21 protein-coding genes and 1 pseudogene are annotated in these 20,743 nt (G+C 68.4%); 13 read left to right on the top strand and 9 right to left on the bottom strand.

Annotation, left to right across the window (positions count from 1 at the left end):
* Window positions 1-50 precede the first annotated feature (50 nt).
* Window positions 51-920 carry an SMP-30/gluconolactonase/LRE family protein gene (locus tag HQ306_RS14315; protein ID WP_027506207.1) on the top strand — a complete coding sequence of 290 codons (870 nt, stop codon included), beginning with the start codon at window positions 51-53 and terminating at the stop codon, window positions 918-920.
* Window positions 921-974: 54 nt separating this feature from the next.
* Here the strand turns inward: HQ306_RS14315 and HQ306_RS14310 are convergent, their stop codons facing one another.
* Window positions 975-2,354 carry an FAD-dependent oxidoreductase gene (locus HQ306_RS14310; protein ID WP_027506208.1) on the bottom strand — a complete coding sequence of 460 codons (1,380 nt, stop codon included), beginning with the start codon at window positions 2,352-2,354 and terminating at the stop codon, window positions 975-977.
* Between the two features lie 267 nt (window positions 2,355-2,621).
* Here HQ306_RS14310 and HQ306_RS14305 point away from each other — a divergent pair, with 267 nt between their 5' ends.
* Together HQ306_RS14305 and HQ306_RS14300 are read left to right on the top strand one after the other, a co-directional pair.
* Complete coding sequence (locus tag HQ306_RS14305; protein WP_268788549.1) at window positions 2,622-3,701, top strand: alkene reductase; 1,080 nt, start codon at window positions 2,622-2,624, stop codon at window positions 3,699-3,701.
* A 27-nt stretch (window positions 3,702-3,728) separates the two neighbouring features.
* Window positions 3,729-4,130 (top strand): hypothetical protein, encoded by a 402-nt coding sequence (locus HQ306_RS14300; RefSeq protein ID WP_051613444.1) that lies wholly within the window; start codon window positions 3,729-3,731, stop codon window positions 4,128-4,130.
* A gap of 6 nt (window positions 4,131-4,136) precedes the next feature.
* Here the strand turns inward: HQ306_RS14300 and HQ306_RS14295 are convergent, their stop codons facing one another.
* Window positions 4,137-5,852: an MDR family MFS transporter gene (locus HQ306_RS14295; RefSeq protein WP_222632131.1), complete on the bottom strand. Its 1,716-nt coding sequence runs from the start codon at window positions 5,850-5,852 to the stop codon at window positions 4,137-4,139.
* An 82-nt stretch (window positions 5,853-5,934) separates the two neighbouring features.
* On the opposite strand from HQ306_RS14295, the gene HQ306_RS14290 reads away from it, so the two are divergent.
* On the top strand, window positions 5,935-6,345 hold the full coding sequence (locus HQ306_RS14290) for a rhodanese-like domain-containing protein (RefSeq protein WP_027506210.1): 411 nt from the start codon (window positions 5,935-5,937) through the stop codon (window positions 6,343-6,345).
* The gene (locus tag HQ306_RS14285; RefSeq protein ID WP_027506211.1) at window positions 6,345-7,550 is read left to right on the top strand and encodes an O-succinylhomoserine sulfhydrylase; all 1,206 of its coding nucleotides are present in this window, start codon (window positions 6,345-6,347) and stop codon (window positions 7,548-7,550) included. The genes HQ306_RS14290 and HQ306_RS14285 overlap by 1 nt, the downstream gene beginning before the upstream one ends.
* A 72-nt stretch (window positions 7,551-7,622) precedes the next feature.
* Here the strand turns inward: HQ306_RS14285 and HQ306_RS14280 are convergent, their stop codons facing one another.
* The gene (locus HQ306_RS14280; protein WP_222632129.1) at window positions 7,623-8,708 is read right to left on the bottom strand and encodes an isochorismate synthase MenF; all 1,086 of its coding nucleotides are present in this window, start codon (window positions 8,706-8,708) and stop codon (window positions 7,623-7,625) included.
* A complete protein-coding gene (locus HQ306_RS14275) occupies window positions 8,705-9,466 on the bottom strand; it encodes an HAD-IIA family hydrolase (RefSeq protein WP_037186095.1) in 762 nt (253 codons plus the stop codon). The genes HQ306_RS14280 and HQ306_RS14275 overlap by 4 nt, the downstream gene beginning before the upstream one ends.
* A 163-nt stretch (window positions 9,467-9,629) precedes the next feature.
* On the opposite strand from HQ306_RS14275, the gene HQ306_RS14270 reads away from it, so the two are divergent.
* Together HQ306_RS14270 and HQ306_RS14265 are read left to right on the top strand one after the other, a co-directional pair.
* Window positions 9,630-10,346, top strand: a complete 717-nt coding sequence (locus HQ306_RS14270) for a GNAT family N-acetyltransferase (RefSeq protein WP_308115358.1) — start codon at window positions 9,630-9,632, stop codon at window positions 10,344-10,346.
* Window positions 10,346-11,545 carry a GNAT family N-acetyltransferase gene (locus HQ306_RS14265; protein ID WP_222632125.1) on the top strand — a complete coding sequence of 400 codons (1,200 nt, stop codon included), beginning with the start codon at window positions 10,346-10,348 and terminating at the stop codon, window positions 11,543-11,545. Before HQ306_RS14270 ends, HQ306_RS14265 begins: the two co-directional genes overlap by 1 nt.
* Window positions 11,546-11,614: 69 nt before the next feature.
* Here HQ306_RS14265 and HQ306_RS22210 read toward each other — a convergent pair whose 3' ends face one another.
* On the bottom strand, window positions 11,615-11,860 hold the full coding sequence (locus HQ306_RS22210) for a hypothetical protein (RefSeq protein ID WP_307109663.1): 246 nt from the start codon (window positions 11,858-11,860) through the stop codon (window positions 11,615-11,617).
* 54 nt (window positions 11,861-11,914) lie between these two features.
* Window positions 11,915-12,019 (bottom strand): annotated as a pseudogene (locus HQ306_RS22205) (DUF2510 domain-containing protein); the annotation flags it as partial.
* Window positions 12,020-12,241: 222 nt separating this feature from the next.
* Here HQ306_RS22205 and HQ306_RS14255 point away from each other — a divergent pair.
* From HQ306_RS14255 to HQ306_RS14235, 5 genes are all read left to right on the top strand, one after another.
* Window positions 12,242-13,153: an LLM class flavin-dependent oxidoreductase gene (locus HQ306_RS14255; protein WP_222632121.1), complete on the top strand. Its 912-nt coding sequence runs from the start codon at window positions 12,242-12,244 to the stop codon at window positions 13,151-13,153.
* Window positions 13,150-14,460 (top strand): LLM class flavin-dependent oxidoreductase, encoded by a 1,311-nt coding sequence (locus HQ306_RS14250; RefSeq protein WP_222632118.1) that lies wholly within the window; start codon window positions 13,150-13,152, stop codon window positions 14,458-14,460. The genes HQ306_RS14255 and HQ306_RS14250 overlap by 4 nt, the downstream gene beginning before the upstream one ends.
* Window positions 14,457-15,578 (top strand): LLM class flavin-dependent oxidoreductase, encoded by a 1,122-nt coding sequence (locus tag HQ306_RS14245; RefSeq protein WP_222632117.1) that lies wholly within the window; start codon window positions 14,457-14,459, stop codon window positions 15,576-15,578. Before HQ306_RS14250 ends, HQ306_RS14245 begins: the two co-directional genes overlap by 4 nt.
* The gene (locus tag HQ306_RS14240; RefSeq protein ID WP_222632115.1) at window positions 15,575-16,369 is read left to right on the top strand and encodes a DUF1684 domain-containing protein; all 795 of its coding nucleotides are present in this window, start codon (window positions 15,575-15,577) and stop codon (window positions 16,367-16,369) included. Before HQ306_RS14245 ends, HQ306_RS14240 begins: the two co-directional genes overlap by 4 nt.
* Window positions 16,370-16,513: 144 nt before the next feature.
* Window positions 16,514-17,485, top strand: coding sequence for an isopenicillin N synthase family oxygenase (locus HQ306_RS14235; RefSeq protein ID WP_222632113.1), 972 nt, complete (start codon window positions 16,514-16,516; stop codon window positions 17,483-17,485).
* Window positions 17,486-17,548: 63 nt separating this feature from the next.
* On the opposite strand, the gene HQ306_RS14230 is transcribed toward HQ306_RS14235, so the two are convergent.
* Genes HQ306_RS14230 through HQ306_RS14220 form a run of 3 tightly spaced genes read right to left on the bottom strand, consistent with a single transcriptional unit; the run spans window position 17,549 to window position 19,320 of the window.
* Window positions 17,549-17,824 (bottom strand): ANTAR domain-containing protein, encoded by a 276-nt coding sequence (locus HQ306_RS14230; protein WP_222632111.1) that lies wholly within the window; start codon window positions 17,822-17,824, stop codon window positions 17,549-17,551.
* 54 nt (window positions 17,825-17,878) lie between these two features.
* The gene (locus HQ306_RS14225) at window positions 17,879-18,655 is read right to left on the bottom strand and encodes a 2-phosphosulfolactate phosphatase (RefSeq protein WP_222632109.1); all 777 of its coding nucleotides are present in this window, start codon (window positions 18,653-18,655) and stop codon (window positions 17,879-17,881) included.
* The gene (locus tag HQ306_RS14220; RefSeq protein WP_222632102.1) at window positions 18,652-19,320 is read right to left on the bottom strand and encodes a hypothetical protein; all 669 of its coding nucleotides are present in this window, start codon (window positions 19,318-19,320) and stop codon (window positions 18,652-18,654) included. Before HQ306_RS14220 ends, HQ306_RS14225 begins: the two co-directional genes overlap by 4 nt.
* Before the next feature lie 71 nt (window positions 19,321-19,391).
* On the opposite strand from HQ306_RS14220, the gene HQ306_RS14215 reads away from it, so the two are divergent.
* Window positions 19,392-20,738 (top strand): HNH endonuclease signature motif containing protein, encoded by a 1,347-nt coding sequence (locus tag HQ306_RS14215; RefSeq protein WP_222632100.1) that lies wholly within the window; start codon window positions 19,392-19,394, stop codon window positions 20,736-20,738.
* Window positions 20,739-20,743: the final 5 nt, after the last annotated feature.

Genomic DNA, 20,743 nt, shown 5'->3' with positions numbered 1-20,743 from the left:
GAGGCGTACGTCACATTCGATCATCCGTCTCGTCGTGCGAGGAGCTACACATGAAGGCAGAGCCGACCGTGGTCCTGGAGGGCTACACCTACTTCGAGTGCCCACGGTGGCGGGAGGGTCGTGTCTGGGTCTCCGACTTCTACACCCACCAGGTGCTGTCGGCGAACGAGGACGGCAGCGACGTCCGGGTGGAGGCCGAGGTGCCGCACCAGCCGTCCGGGCTCGGGTGGCTTCCCGACGGTCGGCTCCTGGTCGTCTCGATGCGAGATCAGACCGTTCTGCGGCGCGAGGAGAACGGCGACCTCGTGGTGCACGCGGACCTGTCCGCGCACGCGACCGGCAACGCCAACGACATGCACGTGGATGCGGACGGGCGCGCCTACGTCGGCAACTTCGGATTCGATCTCATGAACATGGCGCCCATCGAGACGGCCTCCCTGCTGCGTGTCGAGCCGGACGGCAGTGTGCACGAGGACGCCACCGATCTGCACTTCCCGAACGGCATGGCCGTCACCGCAGGCGGCGATCTCCTCGTCGACGAGACGCTCGGCAACCGGATCAGCGCCTTCGCGATCGGCGACGACGGTGTCCTCGGACCGCGCCGCGACTGGGCCGTGCTCGGTCCGATGCCCGAGTCGACGGACATGGCCGAGGGCATTGGCCAGGTGGTGGTGGCGCCCGACGGTTGCGCTCTCGCGCAGGACGGCACGCTGTGGGCGGCCGACGCACTGGGGCAGCGCATCGTGCAGATTCGCGAGGGCGAGGGAGTGGTCGACGAGTTGACCTTCGACACCGGGGTGTTCGCGTGCGGGTTCGGCGGCGACGACGGCCGCACCCTGTTCGTCTGCGCCGCACCCGATTTCAACGAGCACGCCCGCAAGGACGAGCGCGAGGGACGGCTGCTGTCCGTCCGGATCTGACACGCACGAAGCCCCGAGCACATCCTCGGGGCTTCGGTGCGTCAGGTGCTGGGGTCAGGCCTTGTCGGGCTCGCTGGCGCGCAGCATGTCCTCGCGCTCGACGACCTTGACGCGCTCGCGGCCCTGCGGCTCGCCGAGGCTGCGCTCGTGCGCGTCGAGGCGGTACCAGCCGTCCCACGTGGTGAACGGGACCTTCTTGTCCTCGAGGAACGCGACGACGGCGTCCTCGGACGGGTCGGTGGCACCCGCGAACGACGGGGCGTCGGCGAGGAGGTTCGCGACGGTCTCGTTGGCATCACCCTTGGTGTGGCCGATGAGGCCGACGGGTCCGCGCTTGATCCAGCCGGTGACGTACGTGGCGTCGACGGGGGTGCCGTCGTTGTTCTTCACGCGGCCGGCCTCGTTGGGGATGGTGCCCGCGAGGTCGTCGAAGGGGAGGTCGGCGATGTTCTGCGACAGGTAGCCCACCGCGCGGTAGACGGCCTGGACGTCCCAATCGGTGTAGTTGCCGGTGCCCTTGACGTTGCCGGTGCCGTCGAGTTCGGTGCGCTCGGTGCGCAGTCCGACGACCTTGCCGTCCTGGCCGAGCACCTCGTGCGGCGACTCGAAGAAGTGCAGGAACAGCTTGTGCGGGCGGTCGCCGGCATCGCGAATCGCCCAGTCCTGCAGCGTGTTCGCGACCATGTCGACCTGCTTGGACTCGCGGCGGGCCTTCTCCGAGCCCTCGTCGTAGTCGATGTCCTCGGGAGCGACGATGACCTCGATGTTGGGGGAGTGGTCCAGCTCGCGGAGCTCGAGCGGCGTGAACTTGGCCTGGGCGGGGCCGCGGCGGCCGAACACGTGCACCTCGACGGCCTTGTTGGCCTTCAGGCCCTCGTAGACGTTCGCGGGGATCTCGGTGGGCAGCAGCTCGTCGCCCGTCTTGGCCAGTACGCGGGCCACGTCGAGCGCGACGTTGCCGACGCCGAGGACGGCGACCTTCTCGGCGTCGAGGGGCCAGGTGCGTGGCACGTCGGGGTGACCGTCGTACCAGGAGACGAAGTCGGCGGCGCCGTAGCTGCCGTCGAGGTCGATGCCGGGGATGTTCAGCGCGCGGTCCGCGTTGGCGCCGGTGGAGAAGATGACGGCGTCGTAGAAGCGGCGCATCGTCTCGAGGTCGATGTCGGTGCCGTAGTCGATGTTGCCGAGCAGGCGGACCTGCGGCTTGTCGAGCACCTTGTGCAGCGCGGTGATGATGCCCTTGATGCGCGGGTGATCCGGTGCGACGCCGTAGCGGATCAGACCGAACGGAGCGGGCATGCGCTCGAAGAGGTCGATGCTCACGCCGGGGCCGGAGACGTTGTGGTCCGACTTCATCAACGCGTCGGCGGCGTAGATGCCGGCCGGGCCTGCACCCACGATGGCCACTCGGAGCGGGCGGGTCTGGTCAGTCATCAGCGTGGATCTACCTAACATCGTCGTCGGCCGGCCGCCCATCGAGCTCGGAGCGGGCGTCGTGGCCGCAGGGAGGCGGACACCCCAGCATAAGTGACGAGGCGGCGCCTCCGGTGCGCCAGGTGGCCGTGACGTGTGCACAGAGAACTGGGTGAACATCGGGATTCCACCGAGTGATGCGGCCCACAGTCGGGCATGGATCGCGGACCCCTCAGGCTTGCGTCAGAGGACAGCTCGACAGTCAGCACCTTCGAAAGGCCGATCGACGTGACCGAACTCAGTCCCGAATCACCCCTGCTCCAGCCGCTCGAACTCGGCGACATCCACGCCCGCAACCGTGTCTTCATGGCGCCGCTCACGCGCAGCCGCAGTGGTGACGACGGTGTGCCCGGTGACCTCGTCGTCGAGTACTACCGCCAACGTGCGGGTGCCGGCCTCATCGTGTCCGAGGGAACGCAGCCTTCCGCCGTCGGCAAGGGCTACACCAACACCCCGGGCCTGCACACCGACGAGCAGCAGGCCGGCTGGGCGAAGATCGCGGACGCGGTGCACGGTGAGGGCGGCAAGATCGTCGTCCAGCTGATGCACGCGGGTCGGGTGTCCCACCCCGACAACTCGGGCCTCGAGGCCATCGCACCGTCCGCCATCGCGCCCGGTATCGAGATGTTCACCAAGGGTGGGTCGAAGGAGATCCCTGCGCCGCGCGAGATCGCCGCGGACGAGATCGCTCGCGTGGTCGACGTGTTCGTCGACGCCTCGACCCGTGCGATCGAGGCCGGTCTCGACGGTGTCGAGCTGCACGCCGCCAACGGCTACCTGCTCCACCAGTTCCTGGCGGACGGCGCGAACCACCGCACCGACTCCTACGGCGGCAGCCCCGAGAACCGTGCGCGCCTCGTCGTGGAGGTCGTGCGCGCCGTCTCCGCCGCCATCGGCGCGGGCCGGGTCGGCATCCGCATCTCGCCCGGAGGCACCGCGAGTGGCATCACCGAGGACGACACGACGGGTGCCTACGAGGCGCTGCTGTCGCAGATCGACGGCCTCGGCCTGGCGTACCTGCACGTGCTCGTCGATGCCGAGGATCCGTTCCTGGGCAAGCTGCGTTCGGCCTGGAGCGGCCCGTTCGTGCTCAACACCGGCTTCGCCGCGATGACCACTCGCGACGAGGCCGAGAAGCTGGTGTCCGACGAGATCGCCGACGCCGTCACGGTGGGTCGGCCGTTCATCGCCAACCCCGACCTGGTGACCCGGTGGACCCACGACACCGAGCTCAACACCCCCGACGAGAGCACCTTCTACGGCGGCGGCGCCGAGGGCTACACCGATTACCCGTCGCTCGAGGGCTGAGCTGCACCGAGCTGACATGATCGGAGCATGAGCTCCGAAGAGGATCCGAGACCCACCACCGCAGCGCCCTTCATCGCGGCCGCTGCGGTGGTGGTCGTCGTGGCGGTGATCATCGCAATCCTGTCGCTGACCGGGTCGCCCGACGAGAACGTCAGCGACAACCAGCGCGTCGGGACCGCCGTCGCCGCCTACGTCGAGGCTGTGAAGTCCGGCGACACCGCCGCTGTCACCGCACTGCAGTGCCCCGGCATCACCGACGCACCGCTGGCGGATGCGGGTACGTCGGTGGATCTCGAGAACATCGAGGAGGTGCGGGTCAAGGGTGACGCCGCCGAGGCCGACGTGCGAGTCAGCCTCGACGGCAGCGAGCAGAGCCTCACCTGGAACGCGGTGCGGTCCGGTGACGACTGGCTGCTCTGCAGTCCCTGACGAGCTCTACTCGGCCGTGTCCTTGCCCGCCGTGCGTTCCGACGCCTGAGCTGCGAGGCCGCCCTGGGTGCGCAACGGGACCTCTTTGTAGAACAGGTTGATCACGAAGGCCAGCGCCAGCACGAACCCGGCCACGACGAAGACCGAGTCCATCGCGTCGGAGAATCCGATCTGGAACGGCGCCGCCACCGCGTCGGGCAGCTTCTGGATGAAGGACGTGTCGTCCAGGATGCCCCCGGCGGCCGACCCGTTGCCCTGCACGAGCCCCTGCGCGAGGCCGGACACCGCGGGATCGGTGCTGGACGCGGCCTGACCCACCGCCTCGCGGAACTCGGGAGTCTCCGCGGCGGAACGCAGAGCCGACGCGATGGCGTCGGTCACGCGCGAGAAGAGCAGGGACAGGAACACCGCGACGCCGATGGTGCCGCCGATCTGCCGGAAGAACGTGGCCGACGAGGTGGAGACGCCCATGTCCTGCGGCGGCAGTGCGTTCTGGATCGCGAGGGTCAGCGGCTGCATCAGATTGCCCAGGCCGAACCCGAAACCGAACATCGCGATCATGATCATCCACAGCGGTGTGTCGTACTCGATGAACGAGAACGCGAACATGCAGACCGTCATGAGAGTCGTGCCGATGATGGGATACGGACGGTAGTGGCCCGTGCGGGAGATCATCTGGCCGGAGAAGATCGACGCGACCATGATGCCCAGCACCAGCGGGAGCATCTGGAACCCGGCGAGCGTCGGCGACGAGCCCTTGACCACCTGCAGGTACTGGGGGAGCAGCGTGATGCCGCCGAACATCGCCGCACCGGTGATGACCGAGAGCACGAGTCCGACGCTGAACGTCGAGTTGCGGAAGAAGCGCATCGGGATGAGTGCGTTCGTCTTCATCCTGATCTCGATGGCGATGAAGGCCGCGATGCCGAGGACGCCGATGGCGTAGCAGATCATGGCCCGCCCGGAGCCCCATCCCCACGTGCGTCCCTGCTCGGCGATGATCAGCAGCGGCACCAGTCCGACGGCCAGCGCCGCGGCGCCGCCCCAGTCGACGACCGCGCTGCCGTGTCGACGCGGCAGATTCAGCACCTTGGCGACGACGAACAGAGCGACGATGCCGATGGGCACGTTGACGAAGAACACCCAGCGCCAGCCGGTGATGTTCAGGATCTCGGACTGGCCCGACAACACGCCGCCGATGACCGGACCGAGCACGCTGGACGTGCCGAACACGGCGAGGAAGTAGCCCTGGTACTTGGCCCGCTCCCGCGGCGGGACGATGTCGCCGACGATGGTCAGTGCGAGCGTAAACAGGCCGCCGGCACCGAGGCCCTGGAACGCGCGGAAGGCCGCGAGTTGGTACATCGACGTGGCGAAGCCGCACAGCGCCGATCCGATGACGAAGATCGTGATCGCGGTCAGGAAGAACTGTTTGCGCCCGTAGATGTCCGAGAGCTTCCCGTACAGCGGCGTGGAGATGGTGGCCGTGATCAGGTACGCCGTGGTGACCCACGCCTGAACGGAGAAGCCCTGCAGGTCGTCCGCGATGGTGCGGATGGACGTCGAGACGATCGTCTGGTCGAGCGCCGCCAGGAACATGCCGAGCATCAGACCGGAGATGATCGTCATGATCTGGCGATGGGTGAACTGCCCCGTGTCGCCGCTCGTGTCCGGCTGTGGTGAGCCGGCGCCCGTCGCAGGGCGCAGTGTGTCGTCCGTCATCGGCTCATCTTGCCCCCTCGAGGCCGTACGCTGCGACTATCGGACATATCGGGCCGAGCCGACCATGTGAGAAACTGGGGTCGTGAGCTACGCAGGAGACATCACGCCCGAGCAGGCCTGGGAACTTCTCAGCACCGATCCGGAGGCCTCGCTCGTCGACGTCCGCACCCACGCCGAGTGGAGCTACGTGGGTGTCCCGGACATCTCGTCGCTGGACAAGCCGACGGCCTTCGTCGAGTGGGTCGCCTACCCGGACGGCGCGAAGAACGAGAACTTCGTCGACGAGGTCCGTGCCGCCGGGGTCGACAAGGGCCCTGTGGTCTTCCTGTGTCGCTCCGGTCAGCGGTCCATCGGTGCCGCCGAGGCCGCGACCGCTGCGGGGCTCGGACCCGCCTACAACGTGCTCGACGGCTTCGAGGGCGCGACCGACGCCGAGGGACACCGCGGCAGTGCCGGGTGGCGCGCCGTCGGACTGCCCTGGCGGCAGAAGTGATCCCCACCGGCGGCGGGTTCTCCAAGCCCCTGCCCGACGGGGTCGGGCAGGGAACTCTCGGTGTCCGCGGCGGTCTGAACCGCTCGGGGTTCGAGGAGAACGCCGAGGCCCTCTATCTCAGTTCGGGTTTCGTGTACGAGAGTGCCGAGGCCGCCGAGCAGGCGTTCACCGGCGACATCGACCATTTCGTCTACTCGCGCTACGGCAACCCCACCGTCACGATGTTCGAGGAGCGGCTGCGGTTGCTCGACGGCGCTGAGGCGGCCTTCGGCACCTCCAGCGGGATGTCCGCGGTCTTCACCGGGCTCGGCGCCCTCCTGAAGGCCGGTGATCGACTCGTCGCGGCGCGGAGCCTGTTCGGCTCGTGCTTCGTCGTGTGCAACGAGATCCTGCCGCGCTGGGGAGTCGAGACCGTGTTCGTCGACGGCGACGACCTCGACCAGTGGGAACAGGCGCTCGCCGTACCCACCACCGCGGTGTTCTTCGAGACGCCGTCCAACCCGATGCAGTCGCTCGTCGACGTCCGGCGCGTGACCGAGATGGCGCATGCGGCCGGCGCGAAGGTCGTGCTGGACAACGTCTTCGCGACGCCCGTGCTGCAGCGCAGCTTCGACCTCGGTGCCGACGTGGTGGTGTACTCGGGGACCAAGCACATCGACGGACAGGGGCGCGTGCTCGGGGGCGCCATCCTGGGATCGAAGGAGTACATCGACGGTCCTGTGCAGACGCTCATGCGCCACACCGGTCCCGCGCTGAGCCCGTTCAACGCCTGGACTCTGCTGAAGGGTCTCGAGACGATGCCGCTCCGCGTGCGGCACATGAACGCCTCGGCGCTGGCCGTCGCGGAGTTCCTCGAGGCGCAGCCGGGTATCGGATGGGTGAAGTACCCGTACCTGCCGTCGCACCCCCAGCACGATCTCGCGGTCTCGCAGATGAGCGGCGGCGGTACCGTCGTCACGTTCGAGCTCGAGGGCGGCAAGGCGCGCGCCTTCGAGTTCCTGAACAAGCTGCGCATCATCGACATCTCCAACAACCTCGGCGACGCGAAGTCGATGACGACGCACCCCGCCACCACCACCCACCGGGCCATGGGTCCGGAAGGCCGTGCGGCCGTGGGCATCACGGACGGAGTCGTGCGCATCTCCGTGGGCCTGGAGGATCTCGAGGACCTGCTCGGCGATCTGGCGGGAGCGCTCGCCCGGTAGAGCCGAGTGCATCAACGGCCGGCTTCGGTGCGCTGAGCCGCGGTATCCGCGGCTCGGCGCACCGGATCGACGTCAGAGGCCGAAGGGCCTGAGCACCGTCGCGAACTTCGCTGTCGTCTCCTCCAGCTCGGCGCTCGCGTCCGAGGCGGCGACGATGCCGCCACCCGCGGTCGCGACCCCGCTGAGGCCGTCGGCGGCGATGTCCAGGCAGCGGATGGCCACCATCCACTCACCGTCGCCCGACGCGTCGCACCACCCCACCATGCCGGCGTAGAAGTCGCGGTTGCGTCCGGACTCCAGCAGATCGATGGTCTGGAGCGCCAGGTCGGTGGGGCTGCCCGCGACCGCGGGTGTCGGGTGCAGTGCGAGCGCGAGATCCAGTGCCGTGGTGGCGGGGTCGGCCAGTGTCGCGGTGATCGGGGTCGCCAGATGCCACACGGCCGGCGTGCTGGTCAGCGTCGGCCCGTCGGGGACGGACACCTCCGAGCACAGTGGCGCCAGGGCCTCGGCGATGGCGTCGACGACGAAGCGGTGCTCGGCCAGGTTCTTGGCGCTGGCGAGCAGGTCGGCGCCCGCCTGCTCGTCCGCCACCGGATCCTGTTGTCGTGCAGCAGTTCCGGCGAATGGTCGGCAGATCACCTCGGTTCCGGTGCGCCGCACCAGCAACTCCGGCGACGAGCCCACCAGGTGGCGGCCGAAGTACGGACCACCCGCCGCGGTGAGATCGACGGCGAAACCGTTGTGCATCGGATTCGCCTCGATGAGCGTGTCCGCGAACGCTGTCGGGGACAGCGGGGCATCGAACACCAGCGTGATCGACCGCGCGAGAACCACTTTGCGTAGTGCGGATCCGGGATGGTTCAGCACCGTCAGGGCACGCTGCACCCGCGCGACGTGCTTGTCGGGTGGCGGGTTCTGGGAGGCGATCACAGCTCCGGGCAGGGTGCTCTGCTCCGGTGTCCGCGGCTCGTCGCGACGGTCGAACGTCGACGGTTCGACGAGTGCACACCGCGTGGACGCTTCGAACCCGATGGCTCCCACTAGAACCCGCGCCGACACGTCCTCGAGAGCCTCGCGCGCGTCGTCGATGTGATCGAACGCCTGCCGGGTGCCCGTCGCCTCGACGCTGCGGTCGGGCCGGGAGTAGACGAATCTCATCCGAACGGGTTCGCGGTGTGCCCGATGAGGTCGGCGACCGACTCGATGACACGGGTGGGGCGGAACGGGAACATCTCGACGCTGGCGGGGGTCGAGATACCGGTGAGCACGAGGATGGTCTGGAGACCGGCTTCGAGCCCGGACACGATGTCGGTGTCCATGCGGTCACCAATCATCAGCGTGTTCTCCGAGTGCGCGCCGATGGCCCGCAGAGCGGACCGCATCATCAGCGCGTTCGGCTTGCCCACGTAGTACGGCTCACGTCCGGTCGCGCGCGTGATGAGCGCGGCGACGGATCCGGTGGCGGGCAGCGATCCCTCGCGTGACGGGCCGGTGGCGTCGGGATTGGTGGCGATGAAACGGGCTCCGCGTTCGACCAGCCGAATGGCGGTGGTGATGGCCTCGAAGGAGTACGTGCGGGTCTCGCCGAGCACCACGTAGTCGGGATCGATGTCCGTGATGATGTAGCCGATGTCGTGCAGGGCCGTCGTCAGGCCGGACTCTCCGACCACGTAGGCGGTACCGTTCGGCCGCTGGTTCCCCAGGAAGGTGGCGGTGGCGAGTGCCGACGTCCAGATCGACTCCTCGGGGATCTCGAGGCCGGTCCGTCGCAGGCGTGCCTGCAGGTCGCGACGGGTGCGGATCGAGTTGTTCGTCAGGACGATGAACGGGGTGTTCGTGTCCTGTAGTTCCTTCAGGAAGCGGTCCGCTCCGGGGACGAGGTGCTCCTCGTGCACCAGGACACCGTCCATGTCCATCAGGTACGTCCACGGGGGTGTCCCCGTCGTGGACGGAGCATCGTCAGGTCGCACGGCGTCGTCAGGACTCACTCTGTCGGGGCTCACGACACCATTCTGCCCCTCCGGAATCGTCGCGAGTACAACGCGCCGCGGCGTCGGAGCCGACCCTTACAGTGGCCTGGTGCAGTGCGACGACCGAGTTCCGGTGATCCCGACCCTCCCCGACGCGCATCCGCTGGACGATCCCATCCGATCGTCCCTCGTCGGCGCCCACTCCCGGTTCGCCGAATGGCGGGGCCGGATCGCGCGCTACCACCCCGAGGTGGCCGGGTTCTTCGGTCACCCCGAGGACATGACGGCGGAGGACTGGGCGGATCTCGGCGCCCTGCTCCCGGTGGGTGAGCAGGCTGCACTGCGGGGCGACGGCATCACCCCGCCCGCCGGGTGGCGCGTTCTCGACCGCATCGGGCTGCTGCAGTTCGACGGATCCGCGCTGGTGGTCGAGCCGGAACCGGCCGCGCAGGTGCTCACCGCCGACGACGTGCCGGAGATGCTCGATCTCGTGCACCGCACCCGGCCGGGACCGTTCCGCTCGCGGACCGTCGAGATGGGCACGTACCTGGGCGTCCGGGACGGGTCGCGGCTCATCGCCATGGCCGGGGAGCGCATGCATCCCGACGGCTGGACCGAGATCAGCGCCGTGTGCACCGACCCCGAGTACCGAGGGCAGGGCCTGGCCACCCGCCTCATCCGCGCTGTCGGGTACGGCATCCGGGAGCGGGGCGAGGTGCCGTTCCTGCACACGAGTGTGACCAACACCCGCGCCGTCGCGCTCTACGACACCCTCGGATTCGTGCTCCGCCGACAGACCACCCTGACGATCGCCGAGGTCGCCTGATGGTCGACATCCGCATTCTCGAGTCGCGGTCCGACCTGCTGGAATCGCAGCGCGTCTTCCGTGCCGCGATGGTGGGACTGCCCACGCTGCAGGTCACCGAGGACGAGATCGCGAGTCTGCGCGAGCCCGGTCGGACCTACGGCGCCTTCGACGGCGATCGACTCGTCGGGACCACCGATTCGGCCCGCGGAACCCTGACGCTGCCGGGCGGCGCTCGGGTTCCCCACCTGGCCGTCACCCATGTCGGGGTGTTGCCGACCCACACCCGCCGCGGTGTCGTGTCCGCTCTGCTGCGGCGCCAGCTGCGGGACGCGCGCGATGCCGGGGACGTCGTCGCCACGCTCCGTGCGTCGGAAGCTGTCATCTACGGCCGCTACGGCTACGGCGTCGCCACCTCGTCCGTGTCCGCGGAGGTCGTCTCCGCCCGTGCGTCGGTGCGGGAGGAGGCCGTGTCCAGCGGCACCGTCCGCCTCGTCGACGACGGGGACGTGTTCGACGTGCAGGCCGGCATCGTCGCGTCGCACCCGTCGAGTCGACCGGGCACCATCACCCGACTGCCCGTCTGGTGGAACGCGTCGAGGCTGCGTGGGCGGACCGACACCGGTCCGGTGTGGAACGCGGTGCACTCCACCGGCGGGGTCGACGACGGATACGTCCGGTACCGCCCGCGCGACCCGCGGACGTGGTGGTCCGGGAACGACCGTCGGGTGGTCGTCGAGGACCTCCATGCGCCCGACGACGCGGTGTTCGCCGACCTGATCCGCTTCCTCCTGCGACTCGACCTCGTCGACCGCATCACGTTTCCCGCACTGCCCGTCGACACCGTGCTGCCACTGCTGATGCACGATCGCCGATCCGTACGGCTCGATCGCACCGAGGACGAGACCTGGCTGCGCATCCTCGACGTGTCCGCGGCACTGTCCGCGCGCACGTACGGGCCCGGGGACGCTGTGACCATCGCCGTGCAGGACCCGGACCTGCCGGAGAACGCCGGGACCTACGCCGTCGCACCGGACGGCGTGCGGGTGGTCGACGCGGCGCCGGATCTGACGGTGCACGTCCGAGATCTGGCGTCGGTGCTGCTCGGCGGGACGTCGTGGGCGGCTCTGGTCACCGCCGGTCTCGCGGAGGGTGAGGCATCGGCTGCCGACGAGCTGTTCCGGACTCCGCAGGCCCCCTTCGCCGGAGTGGGCTTCTGACCTTCCGGATCTTGGTGTTCGGTTCCCGTCGCCAGTACGGCGTGCCCTACACACCGACGTGAGGGTCGATTACTGATCGAACACACGCGACAGTTCGCCGCGTCTTTCCGACATCTCGTTCTCGATAGTCACTGCGTTCACTACACCCAACACCAGAGCTAACACCGCGAGAAGGCGCACGATCGTTGAGGCTCCAAGGAAGAAGGCCAGAGCCGTTCCCACAGCGATGACCGCGACACCTGTCCAGATGGGCCCGGAGCCGGTGAGGAGGCTCACCGATTGCATGGACATGAGTAGCCCGATGGCGACGAGCACGAAAGCACCGAAGTTGGCGGCTGCCCTACGGCCCTTGCCTGTCGGGCCTGCTGCTGCTGGACCGGCGGGCCCCACCCACGAACGTCCATCCCAGTACATGTGGCGACTCGCGTCGGATGGATCGGGATACCACCCTGGTGGTGGAGGGGCTGGGTTCATCGGCTGAGATTATCAAGATGACCGCCCGGTTTATTCGCAATCCGAACACGCCCGGGCTTCGATTCGAGGCGCCACTGAGCGCAGCGGAGCACTGTCGTCGAGTGAGTTCATAACGAACAGGTGGCGAAGCATTCCCCTCCGATCTCTGCGATTCCAACCCGTGTGCCGGGTGGGGATCCCTCCTAACCTCGGGTGTCCGGGGGCGATACGAGGGAGCGCACGATGACCAGGACGGTGACACTCGGCTTCGACGTCGGGGTCGGTTCGGCCGACGGACGAGCCGTGGCCGCCACGGTGACCGCGGCCGAGAACGCAGGATTCGGCTACGTCACGTTCGACGACGGCGATCTGGCGACGGGTGGTGTCGACGCCGTCACGCGCGCGGCCTTCGTCGCCGCGACCACCAGCACGGTGGGCCTCGTCGCCACCGCCAGCACCACCTACGCGGAACCGTTCCATCTGTCGTCGCAGCTCGCTTCGCTGGACTACGCGTCCCGCGGCCGGGCGGGATGGGTGGCGGCCCGGTCACTGACACCCGACGTCGCCGCAGCATGGGGCCGTGAGGTCGTTTCGACCGACGTCGATCTGGCGCGCGAGCAGCGTGATTCGGTGACGGTGGCGCGCGGGCTGTGGGACTCGTGGGAGGACGACGCGGTGATCCGCGACTTTCCGACGGGGCGGTTCCTGGACCAGCAGAAGCTGCACTACGTCGACTTCGTCGGGGAGAAGTACTCGGTGAAGGGCCCCGCGATCGTGCCTCGCCCGCCGCAGGGTCAGGTGGTGGTGTTCGGCCGGTTCGGCGAGATCGACACCGACCTGCTCGACGTCGTCCTGGTGGAGACCGAGGTGGACGCGCGCGCCGTGACCGGGGCGCACGTCGTTCTCGACGTCGAGGCCCCCGGAAGCCCGGCGGCTGCAGCGGCTCTCGTCGAGCGCATCGCTGCCCTCGACGACGCGATCGGCGGGATCAGGTTGCGTCCTGACCTGATCGACGACGATCTCCGCGTCGCCGCACGCTACGTCCTTCCTCAGCTGTTCGAGCGGGACCTGGCCCTTCGGCCGGTCCCGGCCACGACGCTGCGTTCCACTCTGGGCCTGGCCCGCCCCGTCAACCGATTCGAGGCTGCGCGATGACCGCTCACTTCCGTCCCGACGCCACCGTCCACCTGGGTGTCTTCTTTCAGGGCGTCAACCACACGACGATCTGGTCGGACCCGGCCAGTGGCTCGCAGATCGACTTCGAGACGTTCCGTCGTCTGATCACGACCGCCGAGCGCGGACTGTTCGACGCCTTCTTCCTCGGTGAAGGGCTGCGGCTACGCGAGCAGGGCGGCAAGATCCTCGACCTGGACATCGCCGGTCGTCCCGACGCCATCACACAGTTGGCGGCGCTCGCCGGCATCACCACGAACATCGGACTGGTGGCCACCCAGAACACCACCTACAACGAACCGGTGGACCTCGCGCGTCGACTGTCGGGACTGGACGTGCTGTCCGGTGGTCGCGTCGGCTGGAACGTCGTCACGACCGACAACGCGTGGACCGGCGAGAACTTCCGACGCGGCGGCTACCTCGACCACGCGGACCGGTACGTGCGCGCCGGCGAATTCCTCGACGCCGCCAGAGCCCTGTGGAACGCAGGAGGCGCGCCCGACTCCGTGCGCATCCAGTCCTCGCAGTTCGACATCGCCGCTGCTGCACCGATTCCCCGCAGTCCGCAGGACCACCCGGTGATCTTCCAGGCGGGAGATTCCAGCACCGGCCGCGACTTCGCCGCCCAGCACGCCGACGTGATCTTCTCCGCGCACGGCACCCACTTCGACGACGCTCTCGACTTCGCGAACGACATCCGCGCGCGACTCGTGGCCCGGGGGAGACCGGACGACGACATCAAGATCCTGCCCGGCACGCAGATCGTCCTCGCGGACCACGAGCGGGACGTGGACGAGAAGGTGCGCTGGGTCAAGGAGGGTCAGTTCACCGGCCCGACGACGCTGTCGATCGCCGGCCAGGTGTGGGGGCGCGATCTGTCCGATCGTGATCCCGACGGACCACTCCCCACCGAGGACCCGATCGTCAGTGGTGTCGTCGGCGCTCGCGGGTCGGCGTTCAACGGCATCGACGTGGATGCGCGTGTACGAGAGTGGCGGTCGCTCGCCGAGGCGAAGAACCTGTCGCTGCGGCAGGTCGTCATCGAGACGTCGGCGCGTACCGGATTCGCGGGTACGCCGAGCCAGGTCGCGGACGAGCTCACCCGGTGGGTCCGCGGAGGGGCGAGCGACGGCTTCAACATCACGCCGTACCTCGTGCCGAGCGGGCTCGACGACATCGTCGTCAAGCTGGTTCCCGAACTGCAGGAACGTGGTTCGTACCCGGCCGCCTACGAGGGGTCGACCTTGCGGGAGCACCTCGGACTACGTCGACCCCGCATCGGCGAGTGAGATTCCACTGGTTCCTCCCCACCGGGGGTGACGACGAGAGGCTCGGTGCGCGCTCGCACGGAGTCGCCATCGGCGGTGGGGGCGCCTCGGCAGCGGGTGCGGGACATCGGGACGCGACACTCGACTACCTGACCGAATTGGCCGTGACCGTCGAGGAACTCGGTTTCGAGGCAGTGCTCACTCCGACGGGCGGACACTGCGAGGACGCGTGGTTGGTCACCGCGGCGCTGATCCCGGCGACCACTCGTCTGAAGTTCCTGGTGGCGTTCCGGCCGGGCCAGGTCTCGCCCGTGACGTCGGCGCAGATGGTCAGTACATTCCATCGACTGTCCGGTGGCCGAGTGCTCCTCAACGTCGTCGTGGGCGGTGACGACGCGGAGCAGCGCGCCTACGGCGACACGCTGTCGAAGGACCAGCGCTACGCGCGCGCAGACGAGTTCCTGGGCATTGCGCGTGCGGTCGGTGACGGTGCTCCCGTCACGGCGTCGGGCACGTACTTCACGGTGCATCGTCCGGACGGCGGCGGATTCGCAGGCCAGGCACCCGTCCCGCTTCCCGACGTGTATTTCGGCGGATCCTCCGACGCTGCGCTCCGCGTCGCGGCCGAGCACGCGGATGTGTACCTGACCTGGGGTGAACCGCCCGACGCCGTCGCAGAGAAGTTGGCGCGCGTGCGCTCGCTCGCCGCGGAGCACGGGCGAACGGTGCGGGGCGGGCTGCGCATCCACGTCATCACCCGCGACACGGCCGACGAGGCATGGGCCCGCGCCGAGGAGCTGATCGCCGATGTGGACGACGCGACGATCGCAACGCGGCACGCCCAGTTGTCGGCACTGGGGTCGGAGGGCCAACGCCGCATGTCGGCCCTGCACGGCGGAGATCGCCGCGCCCTGATCGTCGCCCCGAATCTCTGGGCAGGCATCGGGCTGGTCCGCGGCGGCGCAGGAACCGCGCTGGTCGGCAGCCACGACGAGATCGTGGAGCGCCTCGAGGAGTACCGCGATGCCGGGGTCGACGAATTCATCCTGTCCGGCTATCCGCATATCGAGGAAGCGCGGCATGTCGGCGCCGTCCTGAGCAGAATCAGATCTCACGAGCAGAAGGAGTTCGCGTCATGACACTCTCACTCACGTCGTTCGAGCAGGACTGGCATGCCTGGCATGCGGATCGGGAGGCGTACTTCCGAGATCCGTTGGGATGGGTTGCGCTGACGGGCCTGTTCTGGCTCACCGATACCGACGCCGCCGTCGACGACCTGCCCGGCCTGTGGCGTGCCGACGACGATGCGGTGTATGTCGGTGCCGATATCTCCGAGGGCTTGTCGGTCGACGACGTCCCGGTCGACGGGACCACGGTGCTGCGTCCCGTCGAGGGTGCACCGGGGCTCCTCGTCGCGGCCGGTGATCGCCGCATCGAGGTCATCCGCCGCACGGGATCGGTCGCGTTGCGGGTGCACGATCTGAAGGCGCCGACCCTGTCTACCTTCGGCGGCATACCCACGTTCGAGCCGGACGAGAGCTGGCTCGTAACAGGGACGTTCACCCCGTTCGACGATGTGCGCACCATCACCACCGGTGCCGTGGTCGAGGGGCTCGAACACCATCATGCGGGTCTCGGAGTCATCGATTTCGAGCTGGCCGGAGCGCCGCGACAGCTCGTCGCGTTCCGTGGCAAGGCGAGCGGCTTCCACATCCTCTTCACTGACGAGACCAGCGGCGTCACCACGTATCGGGCGTGCAGATCGCTCGCCGTGGAGGATCCGGACAGCGACGGCCGTGTGACCCTCGACTTCAACCGCGCATCCAACCTGCCGTGCGCTCTCACGGACTACGCGACGTGCCCGGTGGCGCCGCCCGAGAACCGGTTGTCCGTCGCGGTCGAGGCCGGCGAGAAGCTTCCGATCCGGTGACGGCCGGACGAGGTGGGTTCTAGCCCGACGGGTGGTGATTGTGCTCCTCTCGACGGAAACCCGCGCGGGATCCCGCCGATTCTTCGTGCGAAGGGAGCAGAACCACCGGCTGGACCGGGTCCGTAGGCGAACGACAGGACGACGATGACAGCTCTGCCCGTTTTCGACATGTCGACCACCGATGTCGACGAGTTCCGCTCGGCGCTGCGCGAAGCAACGCACGAGTTCGGGTTCTTCTACCTGACCGGTCATGGTGTCGATCCTGAGCTCGTGTCGACCGTCCTGTCGCTGGCGCGCACCTTCTTCGCGCTGCCGGCGGACGCCAAAGACGAGATCAGCCAACTGAATTCGCCGCAGTTCCGGGGTTACACGCGGTTCGGTGGTGAACTGACGAACGGCGCCGTCGACTGGCGTGAACAGATCGACATCGGACCCGAGCGCGACGTGATCATCGGCGCCGAAGGGTATTGGAACCTGCAGGGCCCCAACCAGTGGCCGTCGGCGTTGCCCGAACTCCGCGCCACCTTCGAGATCTGGGACCGGGCGCTGTCGGAGGTCGGGTTGCGGCTCCTCCGGCACTGGGCAGTATCACTCGGGGCGTCGGAAAGCATCTTCGATGCCGCGTTCGCGGACCTCCCCGCCACGCTGATCAAGGTGGTCCGCTATCCGGGAAGTGCCGAGAATCCGCAAGGTGTGGGCGCGCACAAGGATTCCGGTGTGTTGACACTGCTGCTCGTGGAGCCGGAGTCGCAGGGTCTGCAGGTGGAGTTACGCAACGGCGACTGGATCGACGTCCCGCCCGTGCCGGGAGCGTTCATCGTCAACGTCGGCGAATTGCTCGAGGTGGCGACGGGTGGCTACCTCAGGGCCACACGGCACCGCGTGGTCGCGCCGACGCCCGGGTCCGACCGCATCTCGATTCCCTACTTCCTCAGCCCGGCCCTCGACGCACGCGTGCCGGTGATCGATCTGCCGACCGATCTGAAAGCCCGCTCACGCGGGGTCGAAGCCGACCCGGACAACCCGATCTTCACGACGTACGGCGAGAACGCGTGGAAGTCCCGCACTCGGGCGCATCCCGATGTGGCAGAACGGCATCACGGAATCATGCGCTGAGAGCGTCCGACCCACCGCTGACTGGAACGCCGTAGTCTTTCAAGGCGGAGAAGCCACGGCCTTTCAGGCTGCGGGGGTGTGTACGGCCGGTGATCGGTGGTTCAGCGCCGATCCCCACCGACGTTCGGCTGCGCGTCCTGCCGGGGTGTCGGATCGGTGACCGCGTGCGAGAGCCACCGTGGCGCGAGCGCTGGGTACGAGACCCGATCCGGTCGAGCGAGCATGGTCGGCCAGCTCGACGAAAGCGTCGCCCTCGCTGACCGATCGGAGCGCGATGAGTACGCCGACCGCGAGATCGATCTCTCGGCGGTGGACGTTGGCATCGGGTGTGTAGCTCATGGTCGCTCCTGCTCTCCGTCGGGATTGCTGCGCACAGTCTTGCTCGTCGTGGCGCTACCGGCGATGGTTCGGATCGGCGTGATCGGAGTCGACGAACAGTCCGCCCCGGACGATGGGCACGCACGTGCTCTGGTCGACTTCCGCGGCGACTGTGACATCGTCGCCGAAGCCGATCGCCTCGAGTTCTCGGCCGGAGCTGCAGTCTCGCAACGCTGTTGTCGCGTCACCGCGGATCGACAACCACGCCGCCCGTGCCGAGAGGGCCTCGGGCGACGGCGAGTACAGGCCGCGCTCCGCGTCGAGGGCCGCGAGCACAGCCCCCGCACCCCATGAATCCTCGATCGCCGGACGCAGCGACCCGTCGGGCCACTTCTCACCCGCCGCGACGACGGCGACCGTGGCATCCGGTGGTGCCGTCCGGGCGATCCATCGAGCAACCGCGGTCGCCGTGCGAAGGGACGCAGCGATCACTACGGGGGCGGCAGCCAAGGCCTCGGCAATGGTCGATCCGTTGGGGGAGGGAAGGACCAGACGTTGCGGAACCGGGTCGGCCGAACGGATCGACGATGCGGACAACGTGATTCGGCCGGGGCCCGACTGCGAGCGAGGGACGGCTACTGCTGCGTCGAAGCGTCGGGCGACCGCTTCGGCGTCACTCCACCGATGGGGCACCACCTGGATACCTCGGTCGAGCGCGACACTGACCGTCGTGGTGAACGACAGCACGTCGACGACAACGGCGATGTCCGCGTCGGCGGCTATGGCGTCGGCGCCGCGTAATCCCCACTCGAGACGCTCGCGGTATGCATGCTGGCGATGTGCGGGGTTCACGGCTGCTCGGCCAGTTCGGTTCCGCGTAGCTCGTACGACTTCACGGCCCAGTAGATGCCGAAGGTCGCCACGGCTACGGCTTCGACGACGAGCACCGCCAACGCGCCTTGGCGGAGAACGAGCACCAGCGCGAGCGCCGAGACCGGAGCGACGACAACGATCACGGCCACCGCCCGGTAGGCCATGCGATAGCGGCGGATGCGGGCAGCAGAGTCCCGGGACGTGTCGAGAGTGTCGTCGGCGCACCACCACACGGACGCGGCGAAGCTGACGAAGAATCCGACGGCCGCTGCGGCATGGACCGCCATGCGGAGCCCGAATTCGCTCTCTCCCGGTGGATCAGTGGGGACCAGCGCGACCACGACGAGAAGCGAACCGGCCACGTTCAGCAGTCCGTTCTCCAGCGGGCCGTACCCGCGATAGCCGATCAGCGTGATCCCGGTCCCGACGAGCACGCCGACGAACACGTCGCGCACGGGGCTGTAGTAGTACTCGCTCATGGACCCGAGGACGGGCAGGTCGGCGTCGAGAATCGACCACCCGACGAGGACTATCGGCAGTCCGACCGCGAGGACGGACAGCGCCGCGCGAAGGGCGAAGTACGTGCCGACGATGTGCCGAGCCAGTCGGTCGGTGGGGTCGTTCGCGGCGGGAAGCCTGCTCATGGGACGACTCTAACGATCGTGTCGGACCCTTGGTCTACCTTCGGGTGGACTCAGGGATCCGGGGGGAATTCATGATCGAATCTGCAGTGCTCGAAGCACCGACGGTGGCCGAGATACGCCGGTTCGCAACGCGATTGAGCCTTGTCGACGACTACGAGACGGCCGCATCGGGTATCGACGCCGTGAGGGCTCTGGAAGAGTTGAAGTCGGTGGGGGCCGCGGCGCAGGCCTCGGTGACCGATCATGTCTCCGCGGTCATTCGCGCCGATCGCCGCGATCGTGGGGTGGCGCAGAACAAATGGGACGCCGGCATCGCGTCGCAGGTGGGTCTTGCGCGCCGTGAATCCCACCATCGAGGCGGCACCTATCTGGGCCTGGCGCGGGCGGTGGTGCAGGAGATGCCGCACACCCATGCCTTGATGCGCAGAGGCCTGCTGAACGAGTATCGAGCGACGCTCCTGGTCCGGGAGACCGCACACCTGTCGGCGGAGGATCGGCGCGAGGTCGACCGGCGTCTGTGTGCCGAGGCGGCGACCCTCGACGGGAAGGGAGACGCGCATATCGTCGCGATGGCCGCCGCCGCCGCACAGGAGTTGGATGCGGCGTCGGTGGTGAAGCGCAATGCTCGGGCGAAGTCTCAGCGTCGGGTGAGCGTGCGGCCCGCACCCGAGTTCATGGCCTACGTGAATGCTCTGATGCCGATGGATCAGGCGGTGTGCGTCTACGCGACGCTCCGACGAGACGCCGACGCGATGGTTGGGTCCGGTCTGGCGGGAGATCGGACCAGGGACCAGGTCATGGCAGACCTGCTGTTCGAGCGGGTGACCGGAGCCTCCGCGGCACAGGGCGCCCCCGTGGCCGTGCAGATGGTCATGTCCGACGAAACGCTGCTCGCGGGCGGCGACGAGGCTGCTTACGTTCCCGGCTACGGCACCGTTCCTGCGGCGTCGGCCCGCAAACTCGTAGCGGACAGCGTGGACACCGGCGGGGCCGGTGCGACCTTGCGGCGGGTGTACGCGAACCCGACCACCGGGCACCTGACGGCGATGGAGTCCAGTGCGCGCACTTTCCCGGCAGGGCTGGCGTTGTACATCGACATCCGGGACCGGACGTGCAGGACGCCGTGGTGCGATGCGCCGATCCGCCACCACGACCACATCACCCCACACCGGTTCGGTGGACCGACCACCGCCGACAACGGCATAGGCCTCTGTGCTGCCTGCAACTACGCCAAGGAAGCGGACGGATGGGAGACGACGAGGATCCGAGAGGATGTCGTCGGCCCGCACATCGTCCGCTTCCGCACCGCGACAGGCCACACCTACGACTCCGCGGCACCGGCACCGCCGCGCCCGATGTCCTCGTCCTCCGTGGAAGTTCGACTCGAGGAACTGCTGACCGAGAGGTGGGCTGGATAGGTGTC

This window comes from Rhodococcus sp. BP-160, from assembly GCF_019836205.1.
Classification (GTDB): domain Bacteria; phylum Actinomycetota; class Actinomycetes; order Mycobacteriales; family Mycobacteriaceae; genus Rhodococcoides.
The sequence above is the reverse complement of the archived record's forward strand: the minus strand, read 5'-3'. Positions and strand labels throughout refer to the sequence as shown.

What these genes read in the sequence shown, in the direction of transcription:
- HQ306_RS14315 (WP_027506207.1), top strand. Translation starts at nt 51, where the DNA reads ATGAAGGCAGAGCCGACCGTGGTCCTGGAGGGCTACACCTACTTCGAG.
- HQ306_RS14310 (WP_027506208.1), bottom strand. Translation starts at nt 2,354, where the DNA reads ATGACTGACCAGACCCGCCCGCTCCGAGTGGCCATCGTGGGTGCAGGC.
- HQ306_RS14300 (WP_051613444.1), top strand. Translation starts at nt 3,729, where the DNA reads ATGAGCTCCGAAGAGGATCCGAGACCCACCACCGCAGCGCCCTTCATC.
- HQ306_RS14295 (WP_222632131.1), bottom strand. Translation starts at nt 5,852, where the DNA reads ATGACGGACGACACACTGCGCCCTGCGACGGGCGCCGGCTCACCACAG.
- HQ306_RS14280 (WP_222632129.1), bottom strand. Translation starts at nt 8,708, where the DNA reads ATGAGATTCGTCTACTCCCGGCCCGACCGCAGCGTCGAGGCGACGGGC.
- HQ306_RS14275 (WP_037186095.1), bottom strand. Translation starts at nt 9,466, where the DNA reads ATGGACATGGACGGTGTCCTGGTGCACGAGGAGCACCTCGTCCCCGGA.
- HQ306_RS14265 (WP_222632125.1), top strand. Translation starts at nt 10,346, where the DNA reads ATGGTCGACATCCGCATTCTCGAGTCGCGGTCCGACCTGCTGGAATCG.
- HQ306_RS14255 (WP_222632121.1), top strand. Translation starts at nt 12,242, where the DNA reads ATGACCAGGACGGTGACACTCGGCTTCGACGTCGGGGTCGGTTCGGCC.
- HQ306_RS14250 (WP_222632118.1), top strand. Translation starts at nt 13,150, where the DNA reads ATGACCGCTCACTTCCGTCCCGACGCCACCGTCCACCTGGGTGTCTTC.
- HQ306_RS14240 (WP_222632115.1), top strand. Translation starts at nt 15,575, where the DNA reads ATGACACTCTCACTCACGTCGTTCGAGCAGGACTGGCATGCCTGGCAT.
- HQ306_RS14235 (WP_222632113.1), top strand. Translation starts at nt 16,514, where the DNA reads ATGACAGCTCTGCCCGTTTTCGACATGTCGACCACCGATGTCGACGAG.
- HQ306_RS14230 (WP_222632111.1), bottom strand. Translation starts at nt 17,824, where the DNA reads ATGAGCTACACACCCGATGCCAACGTCCACCGCCGAGAGATCGATCTC.
- HQ306_RS14220 (WP_222632102.1), bottom strand. Translation starts at nt 19,320, where the DNA reads ATGAGCAGGCTTCCCGCCGCGAACGACCCCACCGACCGACTGGCTCGG.
- HQ306_RS14215 (WP_222632100.1), top strand. Translation starts at nt 19,392, where the DNA reads ATGATCGAATCTGCAGTGCTCGAAGCACCGACGGTGGCCGAGATACGC.